Source organism: Foetidibacter luteolus, assembly GCF_009650435.1.
Lineage (GTDB): Bacteria > Bacteroidota > Bacteroidia > Chitinophagales > Chitinophagaceae > Foetidibacter > Foetidibacter luteolus.
Window position 1 is genome coordinate 1 of record NZ_VVIP01000036.1, and the last position, 14,421, is coordinate 14,421.

The 14,421-nt window shown below is 43.5% G+C and carries 16 protein-coding genes; 10 read left to right on the plus strand and 6 right to left on the minus strand.

From position 1 onward, the window contains the following. A partial coding sequence (locus F0364_RS11015) for a helix-turn-helix domain-containing protein (protein ID WP_153797841.1) occupies window positions 1-762 on the minus strand: 762 nt, incomplete at its 3' end. A gap of 76 nt (window positions 763-838) precedes the next feature. Continuing rightward, window positions 839-1,612, minus strand: a complete 774-nt coding sequence (locus tag F0364_RS11020; RefSeq protein WP_153797842.1) for an SDR family NAD(P)-dependent oxidoreductase — start codon at window positions 1,610-1,612, stop codon at window positions 839-841. A gap of 659 nt (window positions 1,613-2,271) precedes the next feature. Here F0364_RS11020 and F0364_RS11025 point away from each other — a divergent pair. The 3 genes from F0364_RS11025 to F0364_RS29290 all read left to right on the plus strand — a co-directional run bounded on the left by F0364_RS11025 (window position 2,272) and on the right by F0364_RS29290 (window position 4,841). Then, the gene (locus F0364_RS11025; RefSeq protein ID WP_153797843.1) at window positions 2,272-3,027 is read left to right on the plus strand and encodes a helix-turn-helix domain-containing protein; all 756 of its coding nucleotides are present in this window, start codon (window positions 2,272-2,274) and stop codon (window positions 3,025-3,027) included. A gap of 70 nt (window positions 3,028-3,097) precedes the next feature. After that, window positions 3,098-4,267 (plus strand): FAD-dependent oxidoreductase, encoded by a 1,170-nt coding sequence (locus tag F0364_RS11030; protein ID WP_153797844.1) that lies wholly within the window; start codon window positions 3,098-3,100, stop codon window positions 4,265-4,267. A 451-nt stretch (window positions 4,268-4,718) separates the two neighbouring features. Beyond that, window positions 4,719-4,841, plus strand: a complete 123-nt coding sequence (locus F0364_RS29290; protein WP_262885377.1) for a hypothetical protein — start codon at window positions 4,719-4,721, stop codon at window positions 4,839-4,841. Window positions 4,842-5,256: 415 nt separating this feature from the next. On the opposite strand, the gene F0364_RS11040 is transcribed toward F0364_RS29290, so the two are convergent. Both F0364_RS11040 and F0364_RS11045 read right to left on the minus strand, forming a co-directional pair. Next, entirely contained in the window at window positions 5,257-5,715 is a 459-nt protein-coding gene (locus F0364_RS11040) for a response regulator (RefSeq protein WP_153797846.1), read from the minus strand. Further along, the gene (locus F0364_RS11045; protein ID WP_153797847.1) at window positions 5,708-7,534 is read right to left on the minus strand and encodes a sensor histidine kinase; all 1,827 of its coding nucleotides are present in this window, start codon (window positions 7,532-7,534) and stop codon (window positions 5,708-5,710) included. Before F0364_RS11045 ends, F0364_RS11040 begins: the two co-directional genes overlap by 8 nt. 887 nt (window positions 7,535-8,421) lie before the next feature. Here F0364_RS11045 and F0364_RS11050 point away from each other — a divergent pair. Together F0364_RS11050 and F0364_RS29295 are read left to right on the plus strand one after the other, a co-directional pair. Continuing rightward, window positions 8,422-8,571, plus strand: coding sequence for a manganese catalase family protein (locus tag F0364_RS11050; protein WP_235921064.1), 150 nt, complete (start codon window positions 8,422-8,424; stop codon window positions 8,569-8,571). Window positions 8,572-8,938: 367 nt separating this feature from the next. After that, window positions 8,939-9,070, plus strand: a complete 132-nt coding sequence (locus tag F0364_RS29295; RefSeq protein ID WP_262885378.1) for a hypothetical protein — start codon at window positions 8,939-8,941, stop codon at window positions 9,068-9,070. A 48-nt stretch (window positions 9,071-9,118) separates the two neighbouring features. Here the strand turns inward: F0364_RS29295 and F0364_RS11055 are convergent, their stop codons facing one another. Then, window positions 9,119-9,397 carry a hypothetical protein gene (locus tag F0364_RS11055; RefSeq protein ID WP_153797848.1) on the minus strand — a complete coding sequence of 93 codons (279 nt, stop codon included), beginning with the start codon at window positions 9,395-9,397 and terminating at the stop codon, window positions 9,119-9,121. A 266-nt stretch (window positions 9,398-9,663) separates the two neighbouring features. On the opposite strand from F0364_RS11055, the gene F0364_RS11060 reads away from it, so the two are divergent. The 4 genes from F0364_RS11060 (at window position 9,664) to F0364_RS11075 (ending at window position 11,490) form a co-directional block, all read left to right on the plus strand. After that, window positions 9,664-10,098 (plus strand): hypothetical protein, encoded by a 435-nt coding sequence (locus F0364_RS11060; protein WP_153797849.1) that lies wholly within the window; start codon window positions 9,664-9,666, stop codon window positions 10,096-10,098. A gap of 158 nt (window positions 10,099-10,256) precedes the next feature. Then, complete coding sequence (locus F0364_RS11065) at window positions 10,257-10,496, plus strand: hypothetical protein (protein ID WP_153797850.1); 240 nt, start codon at window positions 10,257-10,259, stop codon at window positions 10,494-10,496. A gap of 192 nt (window positions 10,497-10,688) precedes the next feature. Next, window positions 10,689-11,078, plus strand: a complete 390-nt coding sequence (locus F0364_RS11070) for a response regulator (RefSeq protein ID WP_153797851.1) — start codon at window positions 10,689-10,691, stop codon at window positions 11,076-11,078. A gap of 187 nt (window positions 11,079-11,265) precedes the next feature. Further along, complete coding sequence (locus tag F0364_RS11075) at window positions 11,266-11,490, plus strand: helix-turn-helix domain-containing protein (RefSeq protein ID WP_153797852.1); 225 nt, start codon at window positions 11,266-11,268, stop codon at window positions 11,488-11,490. 418 nt (window positions 11,491-11,908) lie between these two features. On the opposite strand, the gene F0364_RS11080 is transcribed toward F0364_RS11075, so the two are convergent. Beyond that, window positions 11,909-12,373 (minus strand): response regulator, encoded by a 465-nt coding sequence (locus tag F0364_RS11080; RefSeq protein ID WP_153797853.1) that lies wholly within the window; start codon window positions 12,371-12,373, stop codon window positions 11,909-11,911. Between the two features lie 447 nt (window positions 12,374-12,820). Here F0364_RS11080 and F0364_RS11085 point away from each other — a divergent pair. Beyond that, on the plus strand, window positions 12,821-14,421 hold a 1,601-nt coding region (locus F0364_RS11085), incomplete at its 3' end, for a PAS domain-containing sensor histidine kinase (RefSeq protein WP_153797854.1).

Here is a 14,421-nt window from a genome sequence, read left to right on the forward strand (position 1 = left end):
CTGCTCATGGATATGCTGCTGCGCACTGAGTCCTGTAAGCGAGCGTAACATATCACTCAGGTAGTTCGGCGTATAATTCAATTGTTCAGCGAGGTACTGAACAGTAGGCAGACCACGATCGATCGGCTCTTCTTTTTGGAAATAGCTATTGAGGGCCGCTTCGAACTTCTGAAGGAGATCGTTGGTGGCTGCCTGCCGGGTCAGGAACTGACGTTTATAGAACCGCTTGGCGTAGGTCAGCAGAAGTTCTATCTGTGCGATGACCACCTCCTGGCTGAAATCGTCAATGCGGCTGTTCAGTTCCTCTTCGATGATCCTGAAAATAGATGCAACGGTGGTCCTTTCCTGCAGCGAAAGGTGAAGCGCCTCGTTCGATGAATAAGAAAAGAATCCATACTGCCTTATCTTAGCAGCAAGGGGATGACCCTGTAAAAAATTCTGGTGAAAGATCAATGAATAGCCTTCATTTCCTTTGTACCTGGATGTGCTGCCAACGACCTGGTTAGGCGCAGTGAACACCATACTCCCTTCATCAAAATCATAGTACCCCTGGCCGTACCTGAATTTGCCACCCAGCTTCTCGATAAAGGATATCTTATAAAGTGTTGTCACATAACTCACCGGTAACCGGCTTAGGTTGATCCGTTCGTCACGGGTATCAAACAGGGTGATCAGGGGATGCTTAGGCCCCGGCAGGTCCAGCATACGGTGAATCTCCTTAATAGATTCCAGTTTGGGAACTTTGGGCTTTTCCTTTTTCATAACTAAAAGTAAGAAATATGACCGGCACCTGTTTCGCCGGTCATATTGGATAAATTGTCGTTTTAAAGTACTGGCATTACCAGGGTAATTTGCCTTCCGGGCCCGTAAAGCCGCCAGTTGGGCCGTCGGTTTCCAGCGCAACGCGAATAGGTTCACGAGAGCCCACTTCCAGGCTATCCGTACCCTGGAAATTATTAAGGGCCGTTGCTGTGTAGCCCGGGCTGGTTGCATTTACTTTAATGCCTTCTTTTTCCAGTTCTATGGCGAAGGCCAGCGTAACGGCATTAAGTGCAGTTTTGGACGCGCCGTATACAATGCCAAAATGCTCCCGCGCCCAGCACTCCGGATCAGCTATCCAGGTTAGCGAGCCGAGGCCGCTGGACACATTAACGATACGTGCCGCTGATGATCGGCGCAGTAAGGGCAAAGCCGCCTGGGTGACAGCGATCACACCGAATACGTTGGTCTCCCAAACGGTGCGTACTTCATCCAGCGATACGTTGACGGCACGGCCGGTGCGCATCAATTCCTCCGGATTCTTCGGGGCATTTCCCGCATGCGAAATACCTGCGTTATTCACCAGCAGGTCAAGGCGGCCATATTCACTTGTTATTTTTACTACAGCCGCATTAATACTATCCTGCTTTGTGACATCCAGTTGCACTGCTTTTGCATGGCCGCCGATCTCCGCAGCCGCCTTTTCACCGTTCTCCAATTTACGGGAACCCAGATAAACAATATATCCGTTCGCGGCAAGCGCTTTGGCAATTTCATTACCTACACCTTGATTGGCGCCGGTTACCAACGCAATCAGCGCTGTGTTTGTAGATGGTCCGTTATTACTTTCCATGATATAAATGATTAATAGTGCAAAGATGGTTACCATCATTTTTGTCAATGTAACCGAATCAAGGATATTCCTAACTCAATCATCTTTTACTAAAAAAAGCTGCACCTACGACCAGATCAGCTAACAGGGACGCTTCACAGGGATTTTCAAAGCACAGTAAAAGGAGCAAACGCCGTCCAGCACTACTATATGACTCATATGTCCGGGAGGTTCTAAAGCCGCTCTGCAGGCGGTGTTAGCGCCTTGGCCATGCTCAACGATAGCAAACTTTTTATGACACTGCTTCTTCATCTTCAACTGTATCAATAGCTTTGGCTCGTTCAGAAGACCAGCTATGATATGTGGATTGGCAGGCGGTAAAGCAGCTTTGATAATCTGCCAAAGTCTCTCAAATCCGGGCATGCCACAGTAAACTTTTTGCCTCATATTATGCTACTTTGTGCCAGGCTGTGTGGGTGCGTGGATGCCTATGAAGCAGTAGAATTGGGTAACCTGCACCGTCATAGCGGACTCACAGGGTAACCTCAGATAAGGTGAGTGTACTTAAAATACAGTTTTTAAACATAGCTGATAAAGCTAATGGAATGAATCAATTAGAAGGCCTGAAAACACAAGAGCAAAAGGATTGCTACCTTTATCCATAATGTAATGGATTGTTTATGAGCCTGACCATCCAATCAAGATTGCCGGATAGTTCTATATCCCAGTTTGTTCACAGCTTCTGGACGCTGGAAAACAGCACGGGCAATGACATCCCTTCGACTGTGCTACCTAATGGAATGGTGGACGTGATTGTATCAAAGGTAAATGCTGAACATTGGGAGATAATAGTGAGGGGTATTGACACAGAACCTTCCCAAGTGAGCATTGTAAACGGGACAAAGATGTTCTCGATAGGCTTGAAACTCCTGGCAGTAGAATATTTGCTTGGGGATTCCATAAAAGATGTGCTGAACGGAGGAAGAAGTATCCCATACAGCTTTTGGCAATTTGACGAAAACGATTTGAGCAGTTTGGAAAACTTTTGCAATAAGGCCACGCAAAAGATAAAATCCGTTGCCGACGGGCAAATAGATGACCGTAAGAAAAACTTATTTGACGTTATCTACACAACTCACGGTTCTGTAACAGTAAAAGAGCTTTCTGAGAAAGTATTCTGGAGCAGCCGCCAGATCAATCGTTACTTTAATGAGCAGTTTGGTATATCACTAAAAACATACTGCAATGTGCTTCGTGTTGGTGAATCCTTCAGGCATATCAGCGAGGGCAAACTTTTTCCAGAACAAAATTTCACCGACCAGAATCATTTCATCAAAGAAATTAAGAAGTATACAGGCGTTACCCCCAAGGTGCTGAGCAAAAACAAGAATGCACAGTTTGTAAATATTACAGCCATTAGAAATTTCCCTTCCTAAAAAACGGCTGATTTTTACTATTCCGTTTCCTGCTGACGTAACAATTTTGCCCTATAATTAATAAAGCAAAATGTTATTGACTTCAAAAAAAATCGCCATTATTGGCGGCGGGCCAGGCGGATTGACACTGGCAAGATTGCTGCAGCTAAACGGCGTTGATGTAAAAGTGTATGAAAGAGACAAGGATAAAAGTGCCCGTGTACAAGGCTCGCCGCTTGATCTGCACGACGAATCGGGGCTGGCTGCCCTAAGCAAAGCTGGCTTGTTAGATGCGTTCAAGCAGAACTTTCTTGCCGGGGCAGACCGCCTGCAGATTATGAACGAACATGCCGAGGTACTTTTTAGCGACCATGCAACCAAACAAATAGAAAATTTCGACAGCAAAGATTTCCGTCCCGAAATCGACCGGGGCGTGCTGAGACAACTCTTGCTCACGTCTCTGCACCCAGGAACAGTAGCCTGGAATAGCCACTTCATTTTAATGGAAAAACAAAAGGAGGGCCGGCTGCTACATTTCAAAAACGGAATAACAGCTTATGCTGATATTGTTATCGCGGCCGATGGTGCCAACTCAAAGGTGCGTCCATATATCACAGATTTTAAAGCCTTCTATTCAGGTATTACGATGCTTGAAGGCACTATATATGAAGCCAGCAAAACAGCACCTCATATTTCTGCCATGCTTGGTGGCGGAAAAATAATGGCATTTGGGGACAGGAAGAATGTAATGTTAGGACAAAAGGCAAACGGCGTAATCGGTTTTTATGCCAGCTTCAAAGCCAGCGAAACCTGGGCAACGGATAGCGGATTGGATTTTTCTAATAAGGCACAAACGTTGCAGTGGTTTAAAAGCGAATATCCCGAATGGAGCAGTATCTGGCACGAGCTGTTTGAAGCTGCTGCGACGCCTCTCATTCCGCGGCCCATATTCTGTATGCAATTGGATCAAATCTGGAAAACCTTACCCAATCTTACTATGGTTGGCGATGCGGCGCATGTGATGCCGCCGTTTGCTGGCGAGGGGGTGAACATGGCGATGCTTGACGCTTTGGAGTTGAGCGAAAACTTGACATCTGGTAATTACAAGACCATACAGGAAGGTATTGCCAACTATGAAATGCGGATGCAGCAAAGAGCAGCAAAGGCTGCCCAGGAATCCCTGATCAATGGCGATCTGATGCACAGTGAAACTGCCCTGACCAGAATGCTTGAATTCTTTAATGGGCATCACGCTCAATAGGATAAAGTCTTGCATGGGTAGTCCGTGATAACGGTTAATATCAGACAGCGACCTAGTACCGATAGTGTTTGATTTTGTTTTTTTACTGGTGTGATTTTAAAAAATAACCGGTTGCAAGACCGGTTATACGCCTGGCAAACAGGAATGATCAAATAATGTTTATGGAAAAATGAGCTACGGATTCGGGTGGTTTATCAGCGGAGATCAATGATTCTTTCAGCAACAGGACGGTGGGTTTGCCGGTTTTCGTTCTTATAGGCACCATGGTTATTCTTCTGGAAAGTGAGGGCTATAAAGTTACTGGCTACCTGAATGGCTCAATGATATTTGACATTGAATTTGATCTGCCCGACATTTTTATTTCGGACCAGCGACTGCCGGGAATCGAAGGAATGACACTTTGCAGGAAATTAAAAAGTGAGCCACTACCAAAAATATTCCCGTGATTTTAATGTCCGCGAGCTCAAGTATTAAACACCTCGCACAGGATGCGCTGGCCGATGGATCTCTTGAAAAACCTTTTAATGCCAATAATCTGATTAATCTAATGGCCGCACACCTTAAATCATCGTAATAGGGTGTTCAAAGCATGTCTTAAGAAAAGTTATATCAAATTGCCGGCGCCGGAACTGCTGCCTTACTTTTTAAACCTTGATGAATAACGCCTCGCGGCTGCTTCAATGGAAACTTTTTTGCCCGACATCATGCGGTCAAGATCTTCCTTTTTGAAGTAGCCGCTTTCATTTTTAAACACTATATGGTCTTCACAGTTCTTTGAAAACTGGGTCCTGCCGAGATTGGTGTAGATCAAAGCTTCCTCCGGTTTCAGGAAAGGTTTAAAGCAAAGGGCAATGATCAAAATATTCCTTTGGGCGTGTATAACATAGACTATAAGAGCTATAGGGAATCTTCCCAGTTATGCGTAGAATATCTATCCATTGGAACAATTAAGGTTGCAACGGTTTCTTTAATTCTGAAGTGGTTGCGTATTATGATTCACCGTCGTTTAACTCAGGAAGTGTATTGACCAGCAGCCAGTAAATCCCCAGCCCTGTTACAGCCTTGACAAAGTTCTCAAAGCCTACCGGTTTTACGACATAGCTATTGATCCCCAACTGATAGCTTATCAGCATGTCTTTTTCTTCCGCAGAAGAGGTCATCATTACCACCGGAATCAGGCGGGTCCTTTCATCGGATTTTATTCGTTTGAGCGTTTCGATACCGTCTACCCTGGGCATTTTAAGGTCCAGCACAATCAGTTTTGGCCTCTCCATTAACTTGCGGCCGGAAAACATTCCTTCTGCAAAAAGAAAATCAAGGGCCTGCTGCCCATCCTCCAGGTGTATGAGTTTGTTCGCAAGGTTTATTTTTCGCAACGCCCGGATCACCAGTTCCGCATCATCCTGACTATCCTCCACCAGCAGAATTTCTACTTCCTGATTATTCATGGTCTTTTATTTTTGGTAAGCTGAAATAAAACACCGCCCCTTTCCCCAACGCAGCCTCTACTGAAATGTCTCCATGGTGACGGTTAAGTATTCTTTTAACAAGGGCCAGCCCTATCCCCAATCCTTCAAATTCGTTTTGGCCATGGAGCCTCTGAAAAACTCCAAATAATTTATGGCCATACTGCATGTCAAATCCAACACCATTATCACGGACAAAGTAACATGAAGCCGTCGCCTCCTTTTTGTAGCCAATTTCTATCCGGGGCGCCGGATTTTTTGAGGAGTATTTTATGGCATTGCCAATTAAGTTGAACCAAACCTGTCTGAGCAAGGCCTCGTCTCCCAGGCAGACTGGCATGGGCTGAACCTGCAGCTGGTATTTGTTTTCAGGTTCATGCTGGAGCAACTCCGACGCACATGACTTCGCCAGTGCTTCCATATTTACAGGCTGCTGCTTTAATTCTTTCCCTGACATTTGTGAAAACGAAATGAGGTCATCAATTAGCTGCCCCATTTTTTTTGCATTGGAAATAATCTTGTCTGCTAAACGATTTGCTTCTGCATCCAGTTTGCTTGCATAATCTTCTTTAAGTATGGCCGCAAACCCGCTGATAGAGCGCAATGGCGCTCTCAGATCATGCGACACCGAATAAGAAAAACCTTCCAGTTCTTTATTGGCTGTATTAAGTTGCATTGTACGTTCCTGCACTTTTCTTTCCAGATCATCCTGTGCATTTTTTACGCGTACGGTCATGGCATTAAAAGCACGGGCCAGCTTTCCCAGTTCGTCTCCTCGTTCAACTTCAACCGAAACGGAATAATCCCCTGCTGCCATTTTTGTGGCGGCACGTGTCAGCTTATTCAATGGCCGCGTGATGTTTCGGCTTGTTATCCAGGCCAGCAAAATTCCAAACAGCACGAGGGCCGCCCCGATGCCAATAATCCAATGCAGAAAACGTCTTGATGTTTCCATTATCATCCCCCTCGGAAATTCTATCAGCAGGGACCATGGCGCGTTGGGTATAGGCATCGCTGAAGCGAGAACGGCGCTGTCTCCCTGCCTTTCGTATTCAAAAAAGTCTTGCTTGTCATATTGTATAGTTACCGGTGGTGCGGGGACAGGCCCGATGAGGTTTGTCCATACACTGCCATCGCTGTTTCCCACGTAAAGTGTGGCATTGGTACCGAGCAATAGTGAAACCTGTGCGATTGCTTTTAAAGTGGCTGCCTGAAGACGCCATCTCGCCAGGTACCCGGTGACGTTTCCTTTGTCAGTAACTGCAGCGATTATCGGATAATAAATGGAATCTCCAATGCGGAGTAATTTCCCAATCTGGCAGGAATGAGGGGCAGGGTTAACAGCAGACAGTATTTCGCGGGAGTTAACCTTCGTTGTTTTTCCCGGGGGAGAAGAACGCAGAAGAAGTTGGTGGCGGGCATCAAAAAGCTCGGTCAGTATCCAGGTGCTGTCAATGCGAAGATTATCGAGCAACTGCCGTGCAGAGTCGGCGACAATTCCCGCCCTGTCTCCATTCACAAATTTTTTGATATTCTCATTGTCAACGGTCGCACTGGTTGCAGACAAAACAAGGGAGCCGGACTGGCCGAACAGATAACTAAGTTGCGCCGTAAGTGATCCAAGCCGTTCTTTAGCCATGTCAACTGAAGCCCGCTTCACGCCGACCTGGGACAACCATCCGAGGGCCACAGCCATACACAATAAAAGAACACAAATCAGGAGCGGGAGGCGTTGCTGGATCGAAAGCACGCGAAAAAACAGGATCTTTTTTCGTGCCGCCGCCGTTACATTCATTGCCATAGTCAGCTATATTAGGAATATTGGTTTACGTTATCAAAGGCAGGAGATATTCACCGGGACAGAAGTTACAAAAGTATCAGTCAGTAGTGAGGGTTGGCATTTTCAGTCAGCCATGTTAATTTAAGTAATTCCTGGGATAACTGAATAAAGATATTTAATGTATATCCAAATATGAACCACCAATAGCACTGTAAAGAGTTTTTCTAGCAGGCCTAACTATAATATGTAAAATTTAAGTCTATCTGCGCTGAAAGGATGCGATGCAGGATGCGAGGAAGCGCGTTACCTCTTCAAAAAAGAAACGTTGACGTTAACGTGTAACAGCGCCACATATGCTGCATCGTTCTACATTAAGGTCACCCATATAGTATTGCGCTTAAGTTTGGGAACGTTGACAGCATTTGACCCTATTATTAATAAAAACCACATACAGGAAACGCCAACAGCCACCGCCCCAACACATCAAAAACTTGCACAGAGCTTAAAATCTCTTGCTGGGGGTTTCGTTTGACACAGCCTGCATCAACAGCCAACTGATTGATCATCAAAAGGTATTGCGACTTTTGAACAAGAGTCCACTTCAGGAACGGATGGCGTGTTAAAAGCCCATGCTGCCAAAACATTGCCGAAGCTAAGGATGTACCTTGAACATGTGGAAGCCACTATCACCCAGCAAAAACACTAAGCTTTAAACCCCTCAACATATTCACTATGCTTATGCCGTTGCTCGCGGTAATTATTGTATTTGCAATTGTTGCCGTTTACCTGATCATCAATGCGAGAAATAAAGATAAAGGAAACAGAGGTCTGTAAAAAAGCTTAACCTTTTTTATATTGATAACCACAGGCCGGCCGTTACCACGACTTACACCTATAAAGCATTGATTATGTTTCACCAAGTTAAAGACTTACAATATGATGTGCGGGTTTCTGCGCCTGACCCACGTCTTGCTGCCCTTTTACTGGAACAGTTTGGCGGCGTCAACGGTGAACTCAAGGCTGGCATGCAGTATTTTACACAAAGCACTAACGGATGACAAGCTTTATCGTATCCAAACTGCAGCCTTGCGAAACTGGCAGCTTAACGATAATGCTTAGCCACCATGGTGGAGGATCTTGGACATTTTACCACAACAGACGGAATGATCTTTGATGATGCGGGAAATCTTTACATGGTGATCTGCAACGTTACCGTATTGTAAAAATAACTCCAGATCTGCAACTTATTCCGCTAATCACAGATCCCCGTCTTATCTGGCCGGATAGCTATTCTATTGCAGATGGTTATTTATACATCAGCTGCTCTCAGATTCAAAAACAGCCGGAGTATAACAACGGCGTCGATAAAAGAACAAGCCCGTATACAGTATACAAGGATGAAAATCAAATAGGCAGCAAAATTGTATGGAAACTGAAGTAAAACATGAATTATACGAAACCTACGATGTTCATGTGGCAGAAAGAACGATGACAGTGAGGCGACTGCTAAAAAAACGCAGCCAGTTTTTTGACATTTTGGAGAATGGCTATGATTGAAGCAGCATTGCTAAGCGTTGATAGATGGCGCCGCTGCTATACGGCCCTTTACTTCAAATAGATCCTGCTTCTTTTGGCTTTTTCAATCTTGTCTTTGGGGACTTTGTAGTACTTACCCATCTCCGATACAATTTCATTCCAGTATTCGGGACTGCATTTGCGTTGGTTGATGGGTTTTTCTTTTTTCAGGCCTAGCGCGTACTTAGCTTTGGATATAATGGACGGAATTTTTTCCAGTCCATTGATCAACACTTTACCATCTACTATTTCCATAAAAAAATTTCCGCACAAGATAAGGAAAACCGCGATGACAAAGTTGATTGTCATGTTGGATAGTGTACCCAACGGGATTAGTAGCAATTAGCCCGTAAGCGGACGGCCGCTGTCCGCTTACGTACACTTTAGTCAGGCGAATCCCGCAAAAAGCCTTGCCGGACAAGCCTTTGGCAACTGGTATATTTATTGAGGCCAGCCTTTGGTGTGGCAATAATATGGCAATAACAATAGCTGTTTTTTGAAAATATTGAAAGGGAATTTCTTGCAGCCTGCTTAACCATGAATGCTGCATGAATCATCCATTATAACCAACTGCTATGTTTACAAATTATCTTAAAACAGCCTGGCGGTCTGTCCTTAAAAACAAAAAATATTCATTATCGAACATCGTCGGACTGTCTGCCGGGTTAACCTGCTTTACACTCATCACCCTTTGGGTAACCGATGAAGTGAGCTATGATAAATTCAGTAAGAACTTTGGCAGGATTGTACTGTTGACGTCTACTACCAGGACAGAAACCGGCATCATTGCTTCGGCGGTGTCAGGCGCGCCAATGGCTGAAGCACTTAGACACGATTATCCAGAGGTTGAAAATACAGTGAGGATGCGTATGCGCGAGGAGATCATAACCCATAGAAACCAGCAGGTGTTGCAGCCGGCAATCTTACTTATTTTGTTTAAAGTTTTTCATATTTTATCTCAGAAGCCTGCATGGGTATGTCGGTCTTTGTCTAATAATACCTATATTTAGCAAGACCATTCAGGTCTATAAGCTGAACAAAACGCTATTTCTATGGCGTTTTTCATTCTCTTCCGATCCAACCTATCAAATAGCCACTATATATCTTTTTATCCTTTCAAACCTAGCCTCTCCAATCTGGGTCTATTGGTTTCATCCATACTTTATTAATGAACTTTCAGGAGTTTGAAATAAAAATTAAAGTAGATAGCCAGTCCGTTACGGTATTGGTAAGACCGTGGCCAACAAATCAAGGAAATAACAACCCACTTATTTTTAATATAACAATTGATGCTGAAATTATTGGACTGATTTATAAGGAGGGTGAAACCTGGCGAATGAATGGCGATGCAACCCAGGATCTGGTTGATGCCATTGGAGAAGTCCTCGACGGAAAATATAATTTATAATACAAAGTAGACATGATACGTCCGTACCGACTCTTTTCAAGAGACTTTGTCAGGGTAAATCATGCCACCTTATCTCAGTCATGAAATAGCGTCACCAGCGCTTCAATGGCATGAGATTTGTTCACAGTTTTTTCGGTTGAAAATAATCTGTAATATATATTTTGTTCACAATCTTAGCCAAAATACTTAAACATGTTTATAGCTATTATTGAGAATGATGAAGGGATCAGAGAAATGCTGGTCTCTCTCTTTGAAAACAAAGGACATCAGGTAGCTGCTGTGTCCAAGGTCGAAAACTTAATAATTAATCCCTCTCAGCTTTTCGACCTTATTTTAACGGATTCAAAAGTGGCAGGCAGGCAGGTTGTATCGACATGTCGCATGTTGGAGGAAAAAGGTTTGTTCCATATTCCCGTTATTGCAATGTCAGGATATACCAATATTAGCGCTGAATGCCTCCAGGCCGGAGCGGCAGTTTTTATAGAGAAGCCGTTCAATATTGATGAGCTTTTAGCCACAGTGGAGGATATTTCAGCTCGGAGAAAGGCCTCAGGCGCAAATATGTCGCCTCATATAGGTTAACGAACCTGTGGCGCCAGCCAGCGACAACTCAATGAATCGCTACCAAATACAGTTAAATGGTTATATGCCGGCACATGGTATTGAGAGAAGCTGTGTTGTGTGTTGAAGAGCAGTAATTTATATTATTGCGACTATTTTCAAAAAGGGCGTAGACATTCAAAACGAAAATGATTTGACTGTATAAGGTATGGAAATCATTGTATATTTAGACGTAATGATGGCAAAGAGGAAGATGTCACTAAATGAACTGTCTGAAAAAGTTGGGCTGACCTTATCGAACCTTTCTATTTTAAAGACAGGAAAAGCGAAGGCAATTAGATTTAGCACATTGGAGACGATTTGTAATGTATTAGATTGCCAGCCAGGTGATATTTTAGAATATTCAGATGACAACAAAAAAACGACCAGCTAACATTTGCATTGCTGCAAGTGAAGCTGGAAGTTGAAACTTCTGCGGAGTCGCTTCGTTAACAAAAGAATGTGACCAAACAGGTATTTAATGCAAAATTATCCTAGCTCAATAAAATGATCCAGTAAAGCATTTTTTGTCTGGACTGTATCAAGTATTTCCTCTTGCTTTTTAAGCAGCTGCTTTTTTACATTCTCTAAGGCAATGAAATTCAAGCCGACATTTTTTTTGTTTATTGATTAACCCGTTTATATGTTGCAAACGTATTTTTATTCGTAGTAAAGGTTTTGCCATGTGACTGGTTTAAGGATGTGATGAATTCATCCAAAAATAACAGTCCTTCTCAAGGCAGAAGTTACCCCGACGGCAGTTTTATCACCGTATCAGACATATTAAACAACGGTGAAACATAACTGTAGGCTTAAGAAAGTACAGCATGTCTTGCCAGCAGTTCCAGCTTTCGATTGGTGTCCACCAGCTTTTTTGTCAGCAATTTATTCTGCTTGCGTAATGTGTATACTTCAAAACTCTTTTGGATAAAAATTCTCATCGTCTCTTCATCCCAGGGCTTGGTCAGGTATTTATACACCTGCCCGGTATTGATGGCGTCTATGACGGCGGCTATATCTGAATAGCCGGTAAGCAATATCCGGATTGGGTCCGGGAACCGCTTAATAACTGTTGCAAAGAATTCGATGCCTGTCATTACCGGCATTCTTTGATCACTAATAATTACCTGCATCTCATTTGACTGAAGGATCTGCAGACCCTCTTCGGCCGATTGAGCAATATGTATATCAAAGTCCCGACGGAAGCCAGCCTGGAAGGCTACCAGGTTATTTACCTCGTCGTCCACATACAATACTTTAATGGGGGATGTTACCATATCAAGAAATTTTTATTGGTTGATGCAGTGGCTTAATCAGGATTAGGATTATCTAATGGCAGGCAGCGGTTGCGGTAATATCTTTTCCGCTATTAACGATGGGCGAAGTGATTTTGCCGGAACTTCACAGGAATTGGCCACTTAAATGTGAGTTGAGAAATAAACTTATTGTAAAGCTAATATTATGCTGTTGATAATAATTCATTGACAACTTTAAATCTGGTTAAAAAAAGTGACAGACAGTTCATATTGCCTGCAACAGCGCCGACTGTACAGCTCCTTATTGTCATGTGCTCAAATCCGTAGCCAGGTCATAATTTTTTGCATTGCTGATTTATCATTAGAAAAGCCTAATTTGTAGGATGTTTACTCCATCCTATATGAAAGCTTCCTTCCCGGTTGAATGATGACCTGTGCTGTGCAGTTAACCTATTTTAAGCATACTAAATGGAACTTTACCCACTTGACTTCAAAAGAATATTTGAAGCTTCTCCTGGTTTATACCTGATTTTACGACCCGATCTGCAAATTGTGGCAGTTACGGATTCCTATCTAAAAAATACGCTTACAAAGCGAGAGTTAATCACCGGACGATATTTGTTTGAAGTATTTCCCGATAATCCCGAAGATCCTCATGCTGACGGCGTAAAGAATCTCCGTGCATCACTTGAGCGTGTCCTGGAGTATGGCCTGCCTGACGCAATGGCAATCCAAAAATATGATGTACCTGATCCTTCAGGAAACGGTTTTGTTGAAAAATACTGGCGTCCTTTAAACAGTCCCGTTTTTGATGATCAAGGTAAGGTTATGTATATTATGCACCAGGTTGAAGACGTTACCGACCTGTACCAGTCAGAAAGAAATCTTCAATATATTGATGACAGGTATAACAGGATAATAGGTGAAATCAAAGACTATGCAGTTATATTAATGGACGCGGCCGGCAACATCAACAATTGGAACATAGGCGCTGAGCGGATTAAAGGCTATAAACCAAACGAAGTAATCGGCAAAAATTTTAAAGTATTTTATACCTCTAACGATATTCATCAAAATCAACCTGAAAAGTTATTACAAAGCGCAACAGTCAATGGAACGGCCGTCGATGAAGGGTGGCGCGTAAGGAAGGACGGTTCCCTTTTTTGGGCAAGTGTAACCATTACTGCTATCTATGACGAGAAGGGAAACGTAACCGGTTTTTCAAAGATTACCCGTGACCTTACCTCGAAAAGGAACGCGGAAAAAAAGCTGCAGGAAAGTAACGAAGAACTTGCAGCAACAAATGAAGAGCTAAGAAGTGCAGAGGAGGAATTGCTGGCTGCCCAGGACGATATGAGAGCAACGCAGGTAGCATTGCAGGAAATGGTCGAAAAGTTGACGGCAAATAATGCATCACTTGAAAAAACAAAAATCGAACTGATCAATAAGACTGGAGAACGGGAGCGGAGTAATAATTTTAAGAGCGAGTTTTTGTCGAATATGAGCCATGAACTCAGAACGCCGCTGAACAGCATGCTGATTCTTTCGAAGGTTTTAAGTAACAATAAATCGGGCAATCTGACTGACAAGCAGATGGAGCAGGTCGCCATGATACATTCGGCGGGAAACGACCTGCGTGTTCTTATTGATGATATTCTTGATCTTAGCAAAATAGAAGCAGGGAAAATGGATATTGTTATGAGCAGTGTGGAGTTAACAGACCTGATGAGAAATATCGGGCACTTATTTACGCCGGTAGCAACCCAAAAGGAAATTTTCTTCAATATATATGCAGACCATAACGTACCTCTTCAAATCGTAACCGATCAGCAGAAGTTGGAACAGATTCTCAAAAACCTGTTATCCAATGCCTTTAAGTTTACGGAAAAAAATGGAACCGTAAGCCTCGAAATAAGCCAGGCATCTGCTACCAGTTTGCCGAAAGTTGACTATGTACCAGTCCGGGACATTGCGGCGATTAGTTTCACGGTAATAGATACCGGTATAGGCATACCCTTACACAAACAATCCGAAATTTTTGATTCCTTTAAACAGTTGGATGGAAGTAT